At 73.9% G+C, this 15,423-nt stretch carries 11 protein-coding genes; 7 read left to right on the top strand and 4 right to left on the bottom strand.

Annotated features, from left to right (window positions below; translation table 11 throughout):
• Positions 1 to 54 precede the first annotated feature (54 nt).
• From ACZ7H1_RS17265 to ACZ7H1_RS17280, 4 genes are all read right to left on the bottom strand, one after another.
• Positions 55 to 2,517: a transglutaminase TgpA family protein gene (locus ACZ7H1_RS17265; protein ID WP_470787491.1), complete on the bottom strand. Its 2,463-nt coding sequence runs from the start codon at positions 2,515 to 2,517 to the stop codon at positions 55 to 57.
• Positions 2,514 to 3,908, bottom strand: a complete 1,395-nt coding sequence (locus tag ACZ7H1_RS17270) for a DUF58 domain-containing protein (protein WP_470787493.1) — start codon at positions 3,906 to 3,908, stop codon at positions 2,514 to 2,516. Before ACZ7H1_RS17270 ends, ACZ7H1_RS17265 begins: the two co-directional genes overlap by 4 nt.
• The gene (locus ACZ7H1_RS17275) at positions 3,908 to 4,942 is read right to left on the bottom strand and encodes an AAA family ATPase (protein WP_470787494.1); all 1,035 of its coding nucleotides are present in this window, start codon (positions 4,940 to 4,942) and stop codon (positions 3,908 to 3,910) included. The genes ACZ7H1_RS17270 and ACZ7H1_RS17275 overlap by 1 nt, the downstream gene beginning before the upstream one ends.
• Positions 4,943 to 5,086: 144 nt before the next feature.
• On the bottom strand, positions 5,087 to 5,635 hold the full coding sequence (locus ACZ7H1_RS17280; RefSeq protein ID WP_470787495.1) for a beta-class carbonic anhydrase: 549 nt from the start codon (positions 5,633 to 5,635) through the stop codon (positions 5,087 to 5,089).
• A gap of 324 nt (positions 5,636 to 5,959) precedes the next feature.
• On the opposite strand from ACZ7H1_RS17280, the gene rsmH reads away from it, so the two are divergent.
• From rsmH to murD, 7 genes are all read left to right on the top strand, one after another.
• Positions 5,960 to 6,916, top strand: coding sequence for a 16S rRNA (cytosine(1402)-N(4))-methyltransferase RsmH (rsmH, locus tag ACZ7H1_RS17285; RefSeq protein WP_470787497.1), 957 nt, complete (start codon positions 5,960 to 5,962; stop codon positions 6,914 to 6,916).
• A 34-nt stretch (positions 6,917 to 6,950) separates the two neighbouring features.
• On the top strand, positions 6,951 to 7,715 hold the full coding sequence (gene ftsL / locus ACZ7H1_RS17290) for a cell division protein FtsL (RefSeq protein ID WP_470787498.1): 765 nt from the start codon (positions 6,951 to 6,953) through the stop codon (positions 7,713 to 7,715).
• 72 nt (positions 7,716 to 7,787) lie between these two features.
• A complete protein-coding gene (locus ACZ7H1_RS17295; RefSeq protein ID WP_470787500.1) occupies positions 7,788 to 9,746 on the top strand; it encodes a peptidoglycan D,D-transpeptidase FtsI family protein in 1,959 nt (652 codons plus the stop codon).
• Between the two features lie 9 nt (positions 9,747 to 9,755).
• Entirely contained in the window at positions 9,756 to 11,453 is a 1,698-nt protein-coding gene (locus tag ACZ7H1_RS17300; RefSeq protein ID WP_470787502.1) for a UDP-N-acetylmuramoyl-L-alanyl-D-glutamate--2,6-diaminopimelate ligase, read from the top strand.
• Positions 11,450 to 12,868, top strand: a complete 1,419-nt coding sequence (locus tag ACZ7H1_RS17305; RefSeq protein ID WP_470787503.1) for a UDP-N-acetylmuramoyl-tripeptide--D-alanyl-D-alanine ligase — start codon at positions 11,450 to 11,452, stop codon at positions 12,866 to 12,868. The genes ACZ7H1_RS17300 and ACZ7H1_RS17305 overlap by 4 nt, the downstream gene beginning before the upstream one ends.
• Complete coding sequence (gene mraY, locus ACZ7H1_RS17310; RefSeq protein WP_470787505.1) at positions 12,865 to 13,935, top strand: phospho-N-acetylmuramoyl-pentapeptide-transferase; 1,071 nt, start codon at positions 12,865 to 12,867, stop codon at positions 13,933 to 13,935. Before ACZ7H1_RS17305 ends, mraY begins: the two co-directional genes overlap by 4 nt.
• On the top strand, positions 13,917 to 15,392 hold the full coding sequence (gene murD, locus ACZ7H1_RS17315; RefSeq protein WP_470787506.1) for a UDP-N-acetylmuramoyl-L-alanine--D-glutamate ligase: 1,476 nt from the start codon (positions 13,917 to 13,919) through the stop codon (positions 15,390 to 15,392). The genes mraY and murD overlap by 19 nt, the downstream gene beginning before the upstream one ends.
• Positions 15,393 to 15,423: the final 31 nt, after the last annotated feature.

Below are 15,423 nucleotides of genomic sequence, written 5' to 3' on the forward strand. Positions count from 1 at the left end.
GGCCCGGGTACGCCGTACCCGGGCCCGCCGGGGGACGCCTGCCGCGCGCGGCCGTCAGCCGCGGCCGCGGAGCGGGAGGCGTACCCGGACCGCGCGGGTGCGGGCCGACAGGGCCGCCTGCAGGGCCGCGCGGCGTTCGGACAGGGACCACAGCACGCGGACCGCCGAGCGGGGGGCCAGGCGGGCGCGGAGACGGGGCCAGCGGCCGACGGCCGCCAGGAGGCCGGCGCGGGCCGACAGCGCATCCGCACGCAGACCGGTCACCGGCGGCGCCACCGGGGCGTAGAGGACCTTCTCCACCGCTCCGGCCACCCGGTGCACGGCCGCCGCGGGCTCCGCCTCCAGCTTGCCGAGCCGTACGATCCGCTCCGCCGCCATCCGCGGCGACAGCGCGTCGTCCGGGAGGATGCCCACGTCCCACGCGGCATCGGTCAGCTCCTGCCAGACCGCGAGGGTCCGGCGGGTCGTGCCGCCCGCCGCCTGCGGCCGCGGGCCGCCGGACCCGGCCGCCTCCAGGGTGGGCCCGGCGGGGTCGCCCTCCGGGCCCGTACCCGGTGCCAGCCGCCGCCTGCGCACGGCCAGCCGCCACAGGAACGGCAGCAACAGCAGCAGCGCCACCGGCGCCGCCACGGCGAGCACCACGAGGGACTGCACCCACCACGGCGTGCCGTCGTCCACGGGGGTGACGTCCGCGCCCGCGGTCGGGCCGCAGTCGCCGAGCCGCCGCATCTGCGCCGTGCAGCCCGCCGAGGCGGACGGCGCGGGAGCCGCACCGCTCGCCTGGCCCGTCGGCAGAGTGGCGCCCGGACCGGTGGTCCGGCCCGGCGTGACCTCGCGCTGCGTGTACTCCGGGGTGCTGCCCCGGGTCGGCGTGGGCTCGAACCGCGTCCAGCCCACCCCCTCGAAGTACAGCTCGGGCCACGCGTGCGCGTCCCGCAGCCCCACGGACATCGTGCCGTCCGACTGCGCGGTGCCCGGGGTGAAGCCCACCGCCACCCGCGCCGGGATGCCGAGCTCGCGGGCCATCGCCGCCATCGAGAAGGAGAAGTGGACGCAGAAGCCCCGCTTGTCCTCCAGGAAGCGGACGATGGCCTCGGAACCCGTGCCCGACGCGACGCTCGTGTCGTACCGGAAGCCGCCCGAGGACGCGAACCAGTCCTGGAGGGCGACGGCCCGCGCATGGTCCGACTTCGCGTTGCGGGTCACCGAGCGCGCCGTCTTGCGCACCACGTCCGGCAGGGTCTCCGGCAGCGCCGTGTACTCGGCCTTCAGCTGATCCGGCGCGGGCGGCGCCTCCGCCAGCTGCTTCGACGTCGGCTCCACCTGGAGGCTGCGCACGGTGTACTGCGCCCCGCGGGTGTCCTGCTTGCGGTCGCCGACCAGCGTCCGCCCGGCGGGCTCGAAGCGCCAGCGCCCGCCGATCTCCACCTGCGTCGCCGGATAGGGGAGCGGCAGGTACGTCTGCCCGTACCAGCCGGCCGCGGACAGGCTCGTGCGGACCTCGGTGGTCTTCACCGCCGGGCTCAGCCCCGGCGGGGCCGGCAGCCGCTCCGGCACGTCCGTGATCTTGCGTTCGGAGGTCTTCCAGGACGTGCCGTCGAAGGAGTCGAGCGCCACGATCCGCAGGTACTGGCCCGACACCTGGCGGCTGTCGGTCCGGTAGCGCAGCACCTCGCGGTTCTCCGGCTGGTTCAGGTTGCTCTGGAGCGAGACCAGCGGGTTGACCGCCGAGATGGTCCCGCCGCCGAGGCCGTTGCCCTCGCCCTCCCCGGTGCCGGCCAGCATCCCGCCGTCCAGCGCGGGCAGCAGCAGCGGCACGGAGACCGCGATGCCGAGCGCCGCCGCCCCCAGCCGCCGTCCGGTGCGGGCGGGCGCCAGCGCGCCGCCCGCCGTCAGTCCGGCGTTCGAGCGGCCCCGGGAGGCGCTGCCGAACACCCGGCCCCACTGGGAGACCCGGTCCCGGCTCTCCGCGAGCAGCATCAGCAGGTACCCGGCCGCGGCCAGCACGAAGAAGCCCCAGGCGGCGCCGCCCGCGGTGAGCCCGGCGGCCACCGAGTACAGCGCGAGCAGCGGCAGCCCGGCCGCCGCGGCGGTCCGCAGGGTCACCGCCAGCAGGTCCACCAGCAGCCCGATCAGCAGCACCCCGGAGACGAGCAGCAGCCCGATCCCGTCGGTGAGCGGCGCGGGCGTGGCGTAGTGGCTCACGTCCTCGACGCCCTGCCGGTACAGCTCCGCCAGCTCCTGGAAGACCCCGGGACCCGGCAGCACCCCGGCGAGGGCGCGTTCCCCCGCGTAGAACAGCGTGATCAGCACGGCGGAGGCCAGCAGCTGGGCCAGCACCGTCAGTACGCGGGCCAGCGGCACCCGCCGCGCCAGCGCGCCGACCCCGCTCTGCACGCCCGCCAGCAGCGCCGCCCGCAGCAGCCAGGTGTCCGGATGCACCAGCGGGATCAGCGAACAGGCGGTCAGCAGCGTGGCCAGCAGCGCGAACAGGGTCAGTCTCGCCCGGCCGCTCATCCCCAACCCCCCGGGGCGCCCGCGGCGCCCGACTTGTTCTCATGACCGAACCCGCGCCCGCCCGGGGCGTCCCCGGCCTGGCGCCAGAGCTCGGCGAACGGCATTCCCGGCGTCACGGCCACGGCCGTCCACCCGGTCTCCCGCAGCCGCCGCAGCCGGTCCTCGACCGCGGCCGTCCCGCGCTGTGCGCCGCCCGGCCCGGCGGTCCACGCCGCGGAGCCCAGGACGAAGGCCACGGCCGCGCCGCTGCGCTGCCGCATCTTCGCCGCCAGCTCGGCCTGGGGCTCGTCGAGATCGCCGAAGAAGGCGATGAGCAGGCCCTCGTTGCCCCCGCGCAGCGCGTCGTTCGCGCGCGACAGCCCGGCGCCGTCGGAGTGCCCGACCACGGCCAGCGTGTCCAGCATCATCCCGGCCGCCTCGGCCGACTCCTGGCCGCCCGCGGTGAACCCGCCGGCGCCGCCCTCGCCGGGCACCGAGTCGCCGGTGTCGGTCAGCAGCCGGGCCGAGAAGCCCCGTTCGAGCAGGTGCACCAGGGCCGACGCGGCCGCGGAGACGGCCCACTCGAAGGCCGAGTCCGGCCCCGCGCCCTGGTAGGCGACGTTCCGGGTGTCCAGCAGCACCGTGGCACGGGCCCGCTGCGGCTGCTCCTCGCGGCGCACCATCAGCTCGCCGTACCGCGCCGTGGAACGCCAGTGCACCCGGCGCAGGTCGTCGCCGTAGCGGTAGCCGCGCGGGATCACGTCGTCGTCGCCGGCCAGCGCGAGCGAGCGCTGCCGCCCGTCGCCGTACCCGCTCGCCTCGCCGGTCATCCGCACCGCCGGCAGCGGCTCGGTCCGCGGGATCACGGTCAGGGTGTCGTACGCCGTGAAGGAGCGCGTCAGCTCGACCATCCCGAACGGGTCCGAGAGCCGCAGCTGCAGCGGGCCCAGCGGATAGCGCCCGCGCAGGTCGGAGCGCACGCGGTACGACACCTCGCGCTTGCCGCCCGCCTCGACCCGGTCCAGCACGAACCGGGGCCGCGGCCCCAGGACGTACGGCACCCGGTCCTGGAGCATCAGCAGGCCCGTGGGCAGCCGGGAGACGTTGTCCAGGCGCAGCTGCACCCGCGCCTCGCCGCCGGCCGGCACCCGCTGCGGGGTCAGCCGCCGGCCGGCGGCCACCCGGTACCGGGTCCGGTGCAGGGCGCCGGCGCACAGCAGCGGCAGCACGGCGAGCAGCACGCCGACCCGCAGCAGGTCGCCCTGCCCCAGGACGTAGGCGCACACGGCCGCGGCGACACCCGCGGCCAGGAAGGAGCGGCCCCGTGTGGTCAGCCCCGACAGGGCAGCCCGCAGCCCCGTGCGCTCCCCGGCGTCACGGCCCGCGGCCGCGGGGCGCACCCCGGCAGCCATCAGTACCCCCGCACGCCCGGCGCACGCTCGCCGCGCCCGGCCGGGGCGCCGATGCCGCCGCCGCCCGCGGCCGCGGTCGGGACCGGGGTGCGCTGGAGGATCTCGGCGACGACCTGCTCGGCGGTACGGCGGTTCAGCTGCGCCTGCGCGTTCGGCAGCAGCCGGTGCGCGAGCACCGGGGCGGCCAGCGCCTGCACGTCGTCCGGCAGGACGTAGTCGCGGCCGGCCAGCGCCGCCGAGGCCTTCACCGCGCGCAGCAGGTGCAGGGTGGCGCGCGGCGAGGCGCCGAGCCGCAGGTCCGGGTGGCTGCGCGTGGCGGAGACCAGGTCGACGACGTAGCGCCGGACGGGCTCGGCGACGTACACCTCGCGGACCGCGTCTATCAGCTTCACGATGTCGTGGGCGTGGGCGACGGCCTGGAGGTCGTCCAGCGGGGAGACCCTGCCGTGCACGTCGAGCATCTGGAGCTCGGCCTCGGGGCTGGGGTAGCCCACCGACACCCGCGCCATGAAGCGGTCGCGCTGCGCCTCGGGGAGCGGGTACGTGCCCTCCATCTCCACCGGGTTCTGCGTGGCGACCACCATGAAGGGGCTGGGGAGCTCGTACGTCTGCCCGTCGGTGGTGACCTGCCGCTCCTCCATCGACTCCAGCAGCGCGGACTGGGTCTTCGGCGAGGCGCGGTTGATCTCGTCGCCGATCACGATCTGGGCGAAGATCGCGCCGGGCTTGAACTCGAACTCCCTGCGGTGCTGGTCGTAGATGCTGACGCCGGTGATGTCGGAAGGCAGCAGGTCCGGCGTGAACTGGATCCGCTGCACCGAGCAGTCGATGGACTTCGCCAGCGTCTTGGCCAGCATCGTCTTGCCGACGCCGGGGACATCCTCGATGAGCAGGTGTCCCTCGGCGAGCAGCACGGTCAGCGCGAGCCGAACGACCTCGGGCTTGCCCTCGATCACGCTCTCCACCGACCGGCGTACCCGGTCCGCTGTGGTGGTCAGATCAGCGAGGCTCGCTCGATCGTCATAGGTCGTCACCCGGCCCTCCTCGGCCCTTTCCCGGGCCGACGCCCTGTGCGCATGACCGGCCCACCCCAAAAACACATCGCGCCGGCCGGGTCTTCTTCGTCTCCCGGTCGGGCGCCACACCGCATTCTTGACGGCGTTACGCCCTTATGTCACTCAAGAGGCGGGATCGATCTCCCGCAGGAGTCCGGTGGTCACGTCGAAGACGAAGCCTCGCACGTCGTCCTTGTGGAGCAGGAAGGGGGAGGTGCGCACGCGCTGCATGGACTGCCGGACGTCCTGGTCGACGTCGCGGAAGGCCTCCACGGCCCAGGCGGGGCGCTGGCCGACCTCGTCCTCCAGCTCGTGCCGGAAGTCCTCGGTGAGGGACTCCAGGCCGCAGCCGGTGTGGTGGATGAGGACGACGGTCCGCGTGCCCAGGGCGCGCTGGCTGATCGTGAGCGACCGGATCGTGTCGTCCGTGACCACACCGCCGGCGTTGCGGATGGTGTGGCAGTCGCCCAGCTTCAGGCCGAGCGCGGCGTGAAGGTCGAGACGGGCGTCCATGCAGGCCACGACGGCGACGCCCAGCACGGGGCGGGCGTCCATCCCCGGGTCGGCGAACTGCTCGGCGTAGCGGCGGTTGGCATCGACGAGCCGGTCGGTGACCGTTCCGGTCGCGAGTGCGGACGCGGGCTCGACAGGCAGGGAAGCGGAAGTGGTCATGAGTACGACGGTAGTGCTCACGAGCGGTCTCGGCAGGTGTGAGGTTGGGACAAAGCGCACCGTGATCGCTTGTTGTGAGCTAACCCACAGGAGTGGGCGGACGCGGCCGTCCGGGTGATCCGCGGCTTTTGCCGGTTCGCCCCGAGAGGGCCGCACGGCGCGCGGGCCGGTTCGTTGACCGGACGGGGCCGTGGACTAAAGTGGCGCGAACCGGCCGGCGCCACGGGCTTGACCCGTCTGCCCTGATTCCCTGTGTGCCCGGCCCCGAAAACTTCCCGCGTGCGCGGCGCGTATCGCAGGTCGCGCCATTGTCTGAGAGGGCGCATGAGCGAGACTCGGCATGTCCCGGTGATGCTCCAGCGGTGCCTGGACATGTTGGCCCCGGCGCTGGAGAGGCCCGGGGCCGTCGTCGTCGACTGCACCCTGGGCCTCGGCGGCCACAGTGAGGCCCTGCTGACCCGATTCCCCGAGGCGCGGCTGATCGCCCTCGACCGCGACAAGGAAGCCCTGCGGCTCTCCGGCGAACGCCTCGCCCCCTTCGGCGACCGGGCCACGCTGGTCCACGCGGTGTACGACGAGCTCCCCGACGTCCTCGCCCGGCTGGGCGTCCCCCGGGTGCAGGGGATCCTCTTCGACCTCGGCGTCTCGTCCATGCAGCTCGACGAGGCCGACCGAGGCTTCGCGTACGCCCAGGACGCCCCGCTCGACATGCGCATGGACCAGACGACCGGCATCAGCGCGGCCGAGGTGCTCAACACGTACCCGCCCGGCGAGCTGGTCCGGATCCTGCGCGCGTACGGCGAGGAGAAGCAGGCCAAGCGGATCGTCTCCGCCGTCGTGCGCGAGCGCGAGAAGGAGCCCTTCACCAACAGCGCCCGGCTCGTCGAGCTGATCCGCGACGCACTGCCGCAGGCCGCCAAGCGCACCGGCGGCAACCCGGCCAAGCGCACCTTCCAGGCCCTGCGGATCGAGGTCAACGGCGAGCTGACCGTGCTGGAGCGGGCCATCCCGGCCGCCGTCCAGGCCCTCGCCGTGGGCGGCCGCATCGCCGTCCTGTCGTACCACTCGCTGGAGGACCGGCTGGTCAAGCAGGTCTTCTCGGCGGGTGCCACCAGCACCGCGCCGCCCGGCCTGCCGGTCGTGCCCGAGAAGTACCAGCCCAAGCTGAAGCTGCTGACCCGCGGAGCCGAGCTGCCGACGGAGGAGGAGGTCGCCGAGAACCGGCGCGCCGCCCCCGCCCGGCTGCGCGGGGTCCAGCGCATCCGCGAGGAGGAACTGTGACCACCGGAGCACGGCCGGAGCACCGGGAGGCCGCGTGAGCAAGGGGGCCGCGCCGTCGGGCGGGCGCGCGGGACGGCTCGGGGGAGTGCTCCGGATCAGGCCCGCCGGGCCCGCCGGCGCCGCGCGGACCCCCTTCGTCCTGCTGGTCGTGGTGCTGCTCGGCGGCGGACTGATCACGCTGCTGCTGCTGAACTCCGCACTCAACCAAGGCTCCTTCCACCTCAGCAGGCTGAAGAAGGAGACCACCGGGCTCACCGACGAGCAGCAGGCGCTCCAGAAGGACGTCGACGCCTACTCCGCGCCCGACGCGCTGGAGCGCCGCGCCCGCGAGCTCGGCCTCGTCCCCGGCGGCAGCCCGGTCTTCCTCGGCCCCGACGGCAAGGTCAACGGCGTGCCCAGCACGGCGTCCGCCCCGCCCCCGCCCACCCCCGCAGCGGCCCCGGGCGGCACCCGCCCCGGCCCGCAGCCCGCCGCGCAGCCGCAGCAGTCCGTACCGCAGCCGGCCGCGCAGTCCGCGGTGCGCTCCGCGGCCGACGCGTACCCGGCGCGATCCGGGCCCGCGGGGGTCTCCGGGCCGTACGGAAACCCGGAAACGACGGGCACTCCAGGCGCATCGGGCACCGCGGGGGCATCCGAGACCTCCGCGGGCCGCGGCAGCGCCGAGAACCCCGGCGGTGCCGGGTCCGGCGGGTCCGCCGATGGACCTGCCGTCCCCCTCGCACCCGCCGAGGGGCTCCCGGCCCCCGCGGACGGCACATCCGACCCCGACGCGAAGCCCACCCCGACCCCCGGCAGGTGACGCTGTGATCGCCCAGGAACCCTCCCGCCCGGCGGGAGCTTCCCCCGCCCCGCCCCGCTCCGGGGAGGCGCCGTGAGCCCCCAGGAACCCCCGCGCCGCCGCGTGGTCCCCGGCCCCGGCCGACCGCGCGGCGGGGACCGGACCCGGCCCGGGGCCCGGCCCTCCGCCCGCCGCCCCCGGCCCTCCGCCCGCAACGGCCACGCCATCCGCCTCGGCAGCCCGCGGCCCCGGCTCCGGCTGGTCAGCCTCGGTCTGACCCTCGTCATGCTGGCCTTCGTGGTGCGGCTGCTCCAGGTCCAGGCTGTCGACGCCTCCGAGTTCTCCGCCCAGGCGGAGAAGAACCGGTACACGAAGTACACCCTGGCCGCCGAGCGCGGCCGGATCACCGACCGCACCGGCATCGCCCTCGCCACCAGCGTCGACGCGTACGACATCACCGCCGACCCGACGATGTTCACGGCGCAGGAGAGCAAGGCGCCCGACGCCCCCGAGCAGGCGGCCGCGCTCCTCGCGCCCATCCTCGGCAAGGACGCCAAGGAGCTCACGGCCCTGCTCAAGACGCCGAACACGAAGTACGTCGTCCTGGCCCGCCGGCAGACCCCGCAGGTCTGGAACCAGATCAAGGACCTCAGGAAGGCCTTCGCCGACAAGGCGCAGGCCGACAAGCGCAGCAACGGCCCCGGCGCCAACGTGCTCGCCGGCGTTTTCCAGGAGCCCAGCAGCAAGCGGATCTACCCCAACGGCAACCTCGCCGCCGGGATAATCGGATACGTCAACGCCGAGGGCAAGGGCGCCGGCGGCCTGGAGTCCGCCCTCGACGAGAAGCTCTCGGGCGAGGACGGCGAGCTGCGCTACGCCCAGGCCGGGGGACGCCGCGTGCCCACCGCCGGCTCCCACGAGAAGCCCGCCGTGCCCGGCGACGACATCGAGCTGACGATCGACCGCGACATCCAGTGGGCCGCACAGAACGCCATCACCGAGCAGGTGCGCGCGTCGGCCGCCGACCGCGGCTACGTCATCGTCCAGGACACCCGTACCGGCGAGATCCTCGCCATGGCCAACGCCCCCGGCTTCGACCCCAACGACCTCAGCCGGGCCCGCTCCGCCGCCATGGGCAACGCCGCCCTCCAGGACGTGTACGAGCCCGGCTCCACCGCCAAGGTCATTTCCATGGCCGCCGTACTGGAGGAGAAGGCCGCCGGCCCGCTCACCCGGGTCACCGTCCCCAACCGGCTGCACCGCGGCGACCGGCTCTTCAAGGACGACATCGACCACCCGACCTGGTACCTGACCCTCAACGGCGTCCTCGCCAAGTCCAGCAACATCGGCACCATCCTGGCCACCGGCCAGCTCGGCAAGACCCAGTCCGACGCCAACGACGTCCTGTACTCGTACCTGACCCGCTTCGGCCTCGGGCAGCCCACCGGCCTCGGCTACCCCGGCGAGTCCCGCGGCATCCTCGCCAAGCCCCGGGAGTGGTCCACCTCGCAGCAGTACACGATCCCTTTCGGCCAGGGACTCTCCCTGAACGCCATGCAGGCGGCCTCCGTCTACTCGACCGTCGCCAACGGCGGCGTGCGCATCGAGCCCACCCTGGTCCGCGGCTCCCGGGGCCCCGACGGGCGGTTCGCCCCCGCCCCCGAGCCCGAGAAGACCCGTGTGGTCAGCGAGGCGACCGCCAAGACGCTCGCGCAGATGCTCGAGTCGGTCGTCGACGACCAGGAGGGCACCGGCACCAAGGCCCGCATCCCCGGTTACCGCGTCGGCGGCAAGACGGGAACGTCCAACCGGGTGGATCCGGCCACCGGCCGCTACAAGGGCTACACGGCCTCCTTCGCCGGATTCGCGCCCGCCGACAACCCGCGGATCACGGTCTACTGCGCCATCCAGAACCCCACCCGGGGCAGCTACTTCGGCGGCCAGATCTGCGGCCCCATCTACAAGAAGGTCATGGAGTTCGCGCTCAAGACCCTCCAGATCGCCCCCACCGGAGCCGCGCCCGCCGGTCTGCCGGTCACCTTCACCCCGTAAGGCACCACAGTGACGACGATCACCCAGGACCCCGGGAACCACCGCGCCCCGGGCCCCTCAATTCCCGGCGGGCCCGGTACGCCCGGTACGCTCACCGCCGTGCCCCACGCTGATCAGCCCCGAACCACCCAGGAAGACGCCCCGGCAGCGCCGCCGGGAGCGCCCAGGCCCGCCACGCTGCGCCCGACCCCGCTGGGTGAGCTGGCCGCGCTGCTGGGATCCGGCGCCTCCGGTGCCCCCGGCGCCGCGGACACGGAGATCACCGGCATCACGCACGACTCCCGTGCGGTGCGCCCCGGCGACGTCTACGCCGCCCTCCCCGGCGCCCGGTTGCACGGCGCGGACTTCGCCGCGCAGGCCGCCGGCCTCGGTGCCGCCGCGATCCTGACGGATCCCGCGGGTGCGGAGCGGGCCGCCGCCACCGGACTGCCGGTCCTCGCCGTAGAGGACCCGCGCGGCCGGATGGGCGAGCTCGCCGCCGCGATCTACGGCAACCCCGGCCGGGACCTGCTCCAGATCGGCATCACCGGCACGTCCGGCAAGACCACCACCGCCTACCTGGTGGAGGGCGGCCTGCGCGGAGCGGGCCGCAGCACCGGACTGGTCGGCACGGTCGAGATGCGCATCGGCGACGAGCGCATCAAGTCCGAGCGCACCACCCCCGAAGCCACCGACCTCCAGGCGCTCTTCGCGGTCATGCGCGAACGCGGCGTCGAGTCGGTCGCGATGGAGGTCTCCAGCCACGCCCTCGTGCTCGGCCGGGTCGACGGCTGCGTCTTCGACGTCGCGGTCTTCAACAACCTGAGCCCGGAGCACATGGAGTTCCACTCGGGCATGGAGGACTACTTCCAGGCCAAGGCGCAGCTCTTCACCCAGCGCCGCAGCCGCCTCGGCGTGGTCAACATCGACGACGAGTACGGCCGCCGCCTCGCCAAGGAGGCCGGCGTCCCCGTCGTCACGTTCTCCGCCGAGGGGGACCCGGCCGCCGACTGGCGCGCCGAGGACGTCGTCTCCGGGCCCGTGGACTCCACGCTCACCCTCGTCGGCCCCGGCGGGGAGCGGATCCGCGCCACCGCCCCGCTGCCCGGCCCGTTCAACGTGGCCAACACCGTCGCCGCCATCGTCACCCTGGCCGCCGCCGGCCTCGACCCGCAGACCGCCGCCGACGGCGTCGCCGCCGTGCCCGGCGTCCCCGGCCGCCTGGAGCGCGTGGACGCGGGCCAGCCGTACCTGGCCGTCGTGGACTACGCCCACAAGACGGACGCCGTCGAATCGGTCCTGCGCGCCCTGCGCAAGGTCACCGAGGGCCGGCTGCACATCGTGATCGGCTGCGGCGGCGACCGCGACCAGACCAAGCGCGCCCCGATGGGCGCGGCCGCCGCCCGGCTCGCCGACACCGCCGTGCTCACCTCCGACAACCCGCGCTCCGAGGACCCGCTCGCGATCCTCGCCGCGATGTTCGAAGGGGCCGTCTCGGTGCCCGCGGACGAGCGCGGCGACGTGCTCGTCGACCCCGACCGGGCCGGCGCCATCGCCGCCGCGATCGCCCGCGCCCGGCCCGGCGACACCGTGCTCGTGGCGGGCAAGGGCCACGAGCAGGGCCAGGACACCGCCGGAGTCGTCCGGCCCTTCGACGACCGCAAGGTGCTCCGCGCCGCCATCGAGGCGCAGCAGAAGCACGCCCGACAGGCCGAGGTGAAACAGTGATCGCCCTCTCCCTCGCCGAGATCGCCGACATCACCGGCGGGCTTGCGCACGACATACCGGATCCGTCCGTACGGATCACCGGCCCCGTCGTCATCGACTCCCGCCGCGTCGAGGCAGGCAGCCTGTTCGCCGCCTTCGCCGGCGAGCACGTCGACGGCCACGACTACGCCGAGCGCGCGGTCGCCGCCGGGGCCGCCGCCGTGCTGGCCGCGCGGCCCGTCGGGGTGCCCGCCGTGGTCGTCCCCGACGTCGAAGCGGCCCTCGGCGCCCTCGCACGCGCCGTCGTGGAGCGGCTCGGCACCGATGTGGTCGCCCTGACCGGGTCGGCCGGAAAGACCTCCACCAAGGACCTGATCGCGCAGGTGCTCCAGCACCACGCGCCCACCGTGTGGACGCCCGGCTCCCTCAACAACGAGATCGGCCTGCCGCTCACCGCGCTCCAGGCCACCGGCGAAACGCGGCACCTGGTCCTGGAGATGGGCGCCCGCGGCATCGGCCACATCGCCTACCTGACCGGCCTGACCCCGCCGCGCATCGGCCTCGTGCTCAACGTCGGCACCGCGCACATCGGCGAGTTCGGCGGCCGCGAGCAGATCGCCCAGGCCAAGGGCGAACTGGTCGAGGCCCTGCCCGCCGGGTCCGAGGGCGGAGTCGCCGTCCTCAACGCCGACGACCCGCTGGTCCGCGCCATGAGCGCGCGCACGAAGGCCCGTACGGTCCTGTTCGGCGAAGCCGCCGACGCCGACGTCCGGGCCGCGGAAGTGCGCCTGACACCGCAGGGACAGCCCTCCTTCACGCTTCACACACCCACCGGGTGCAGCTCGGTGACCTTGCGGCTGTACGGTGAGCACCACGTGTCGAACGCGCTCGCCGCGGCCGCCGTCGCCCATGTGCTGGGCATGTCCGCAGAGGAGATCGCCCGTGCGCTCTCCGAGGCGGGCACGCTCTCCCGCTGGCGCATGGAGGTCACGGAGCGGGCGGACGGCGTGACGGTCGTCAACGACGCCTACAACGCGAACCCCGAGTCCATGCGGGCCGCACTGCGCGCGCTGGTCGCCATGGGCGGCGCCACCAGGGCGCAGGGGGGACGTACGTGGGCGGTGCTCGGTCCCATGGCCGAGCTCGGAGACGAGTCGCTCGCCGAGCACGACGCGGTCGGACGGCTCGCCGTCCGGCTCAACGTGAGCAAGCTCGTGGCAGTCGGGGGCAGGGAAGCCTCCTGGCTGCAACTGGGCGCATATAACGAGGGTTCGTGGGGTGAGGAGTCGGTGCTCGTGTCCGACGCGCAGGCGGCGGTCGACCTGTTGCGCAGTGAACTGCGCCCGGGAGACGTCGTGCTGGTGAAGGCTTCCAGGTCGGTCGGTCTGGAGCGGGTCGCGCTCGCGCTGCTCGAGGGCGAGGTCACCGGGCGATGAGGCAGATCCTGTTCGCGGGAGTCATCGGGCTCTTCCTGACCCTCATCGGCACCCCGCTGCTCATCAAGCTGCTGGCCCGCAAGGGCTACGGCCAGTTCATCCGCGACGACGGCCCCCGCGGCCACGCCGGGAAGAAGGGCACGCCCACCATGGGCGGCATCTCCTTCATCCTGGCCACGCTGATCGCGTACGCCCTGACGAAGGTCATCACCGGCACCGAGCCCAGCTTCTCCGGGCTCCTCGTCCTCTTCCTGATGGCGGGCATGGGCCTGGTCGGCTACCTCGACGACTACATCAAGATCGTCAAGCGCCGGTCCCTCGGTCTGCGGGCCAAGGCCAAGATGTCCGGCCAGCTGATCGTGGGCATCGCCTTCGCCGTGCTCGCGCTCCAGTTCAAGGACTCGCGCGGGCTGGCCCCGGCCTCCACCAAGCTGTCGTTCGTCACGGACTTCGGCTGGTCCATCGGCCCGGTGCTGTTCGTCATCTGGGCGCTGTTCATGATCCTGGCGATGTCCAACGGCGTGAACCTGACCGACGGTCTGGACGGCCTGGCCACCGGCGCCGCCGTGATGGTCTTCGGCGCCTACACGTTCATCGGCGTCTGGCAGTACCAGGAGTCCTGCGCCAACGCGCAGACCCTGACCAACCCCGCCGCCTGCTTCGAGGTGCGCGACCCGCTGGACCTCGCGGTCGTCGCCTCCGCCCTCATGGGCGCCTGCTTCGGCTTCCTGTGGTGGAACACCTCGCCCGCCAAGATCTTCATGGGCGACACCGGTTCGCTCGCGCTCGGCGGCGCGCTCGCCGGCCTCGCGATCTGCTCCCGCACGGAGTTCCTGATCGCCCTGCTCGGCGGCCTGTTCGTCCTCATCACCATGTCGGTCGTCATCCAGGTCGGCTCCTTCAAGCTGACCGGCAAGCGCGTCTTCCGGATGGCCCCGCTCCAGCACCACTTCGAACTCAAGGGGTGGTCCGAGGTCCTTGTCGTGGTCCGCTTCTGGATCATCCAGGGCATGTGCGTGATCGTCGGTCTCGGTCTCTTCTACGCGGGATGGGCAGCCGAAAAGTGACCTCCTCCGGGCAGTCGCAGTCTGCGCAGCCGGTGCCTGACTGGCACGGCAGGAACATCACCGTCGCCGGCCTCGGGGTGAGCGGCGTCAGCGCCGCCCGCGCCCTGGCCGGCCTCGGTGCCGTCGTGACCGTGGTCGACGGCGGCGACAGCGAGGCGCACCGCGCCCGCGCCGCCGAACTGGCCGAGCAGGGGATCGCCGTGCGCCTCGGCGACGCGGACACCCTGCCCGAGGGCACCGGGCTCGTCGTCACCTCGCCCGGCTGGAAGCCGACCAGCCCCCTCTTCGAGGCCGCGGCGGCCGCCGGGGTGGACGTCGTCGGCGACGTGGAGATCGCCTGGCGGCTGCGCGGCGAGGACGCCCCGCCGTGGCTCGCGATCACCGGCACCAACGGCAAGACGACCACCACGCAGATGCTGGCGTCGATCCTGCGCGCCGCGGGCCTGCGCACCGCCGCCGTCGGCAACATCGGCACGCCGATCGTCGACGTGGTCCTCGGCACCGACCCCGAGTACCGCGACCTCGACGTCCTCGCCGTCGAGCTCTCCAGCTACCAGCTGCACTGGGCGCCCAGCCTGCGGGCCCACTCCGGGGCCGTGCTGAACCTCGCCCCCGACCACCTCGACTGGCACGGCTCCATGGAGGCGTACGCCGCCGACAAGGGCCGGATCTACGAGGGCAACACCGTGGCCTGCGTCTACAACGTCGCCGACAAGGCCACCGAGGACCTGGTCGTCGAGGCGGACGTCGAGGAGGGGTGCCGCGCGATCGGCTTCACCCTCGGCGCGCCCGGCCCCTCGATGCTCGGCGTCGTCGACGGGATCCTCGTCGACCGCGCCTTCGTCGAGAACCGGCAGAAGAACGCCCAGGAGCTCGCCGAGGTCTCGGACGTCAACCCACCCGCCCCGCACAACATCGCCAACGCCCTCGCGGCCGCCGCCCTCGCGCGCGCCTTCGGCGTCCCGCCGCGCGCCGTCCGCGACGGGCTGCGCGACTTCCGGCCCGACGCGCACCGCATCGCGCACGTCGCCGAGGTCGGCGGGGTCACGTACATCGACGACTCCAAGGCCACCAACACCCACGCCGCCGAGGCCTCGCTGGCCGCGTACGAACCGATCGTCTGGATCGCCGGCGGTCTCGCCAAGGGCGCGACCTTCGACGAGCTGGTCGCCCGGTCGGCGAAGCGGCTGCGCGGCGCCGTCCTGATCGGAGCCGACCGAGAGCTGATCCGCGAAGCGCTCGCGCGACACGCCCCGCAGGTCCCGGTGGTCGACCTCGACCGGACCGACACTGGGGCGATGCTTGCGGCGGTCCGGGAAGCGGCGCGGCTCGCGGAGCCCGGCGACACGGTCCTGCTGGCCCCCGCCTGTGCCTCGATGGACATGTTCGCGAACTACAACAAGCGCGGTGACGCGTTCGCCGACGCCGTACGCGAACTGGCCGCGGAGAGCGCCTAGGTCCGGGGCAGGGTCTGTCCGGCCGGCTGCT

This window comes from Streptomyces sp. NPDC037401 (genome assembly GCF_055602345.1).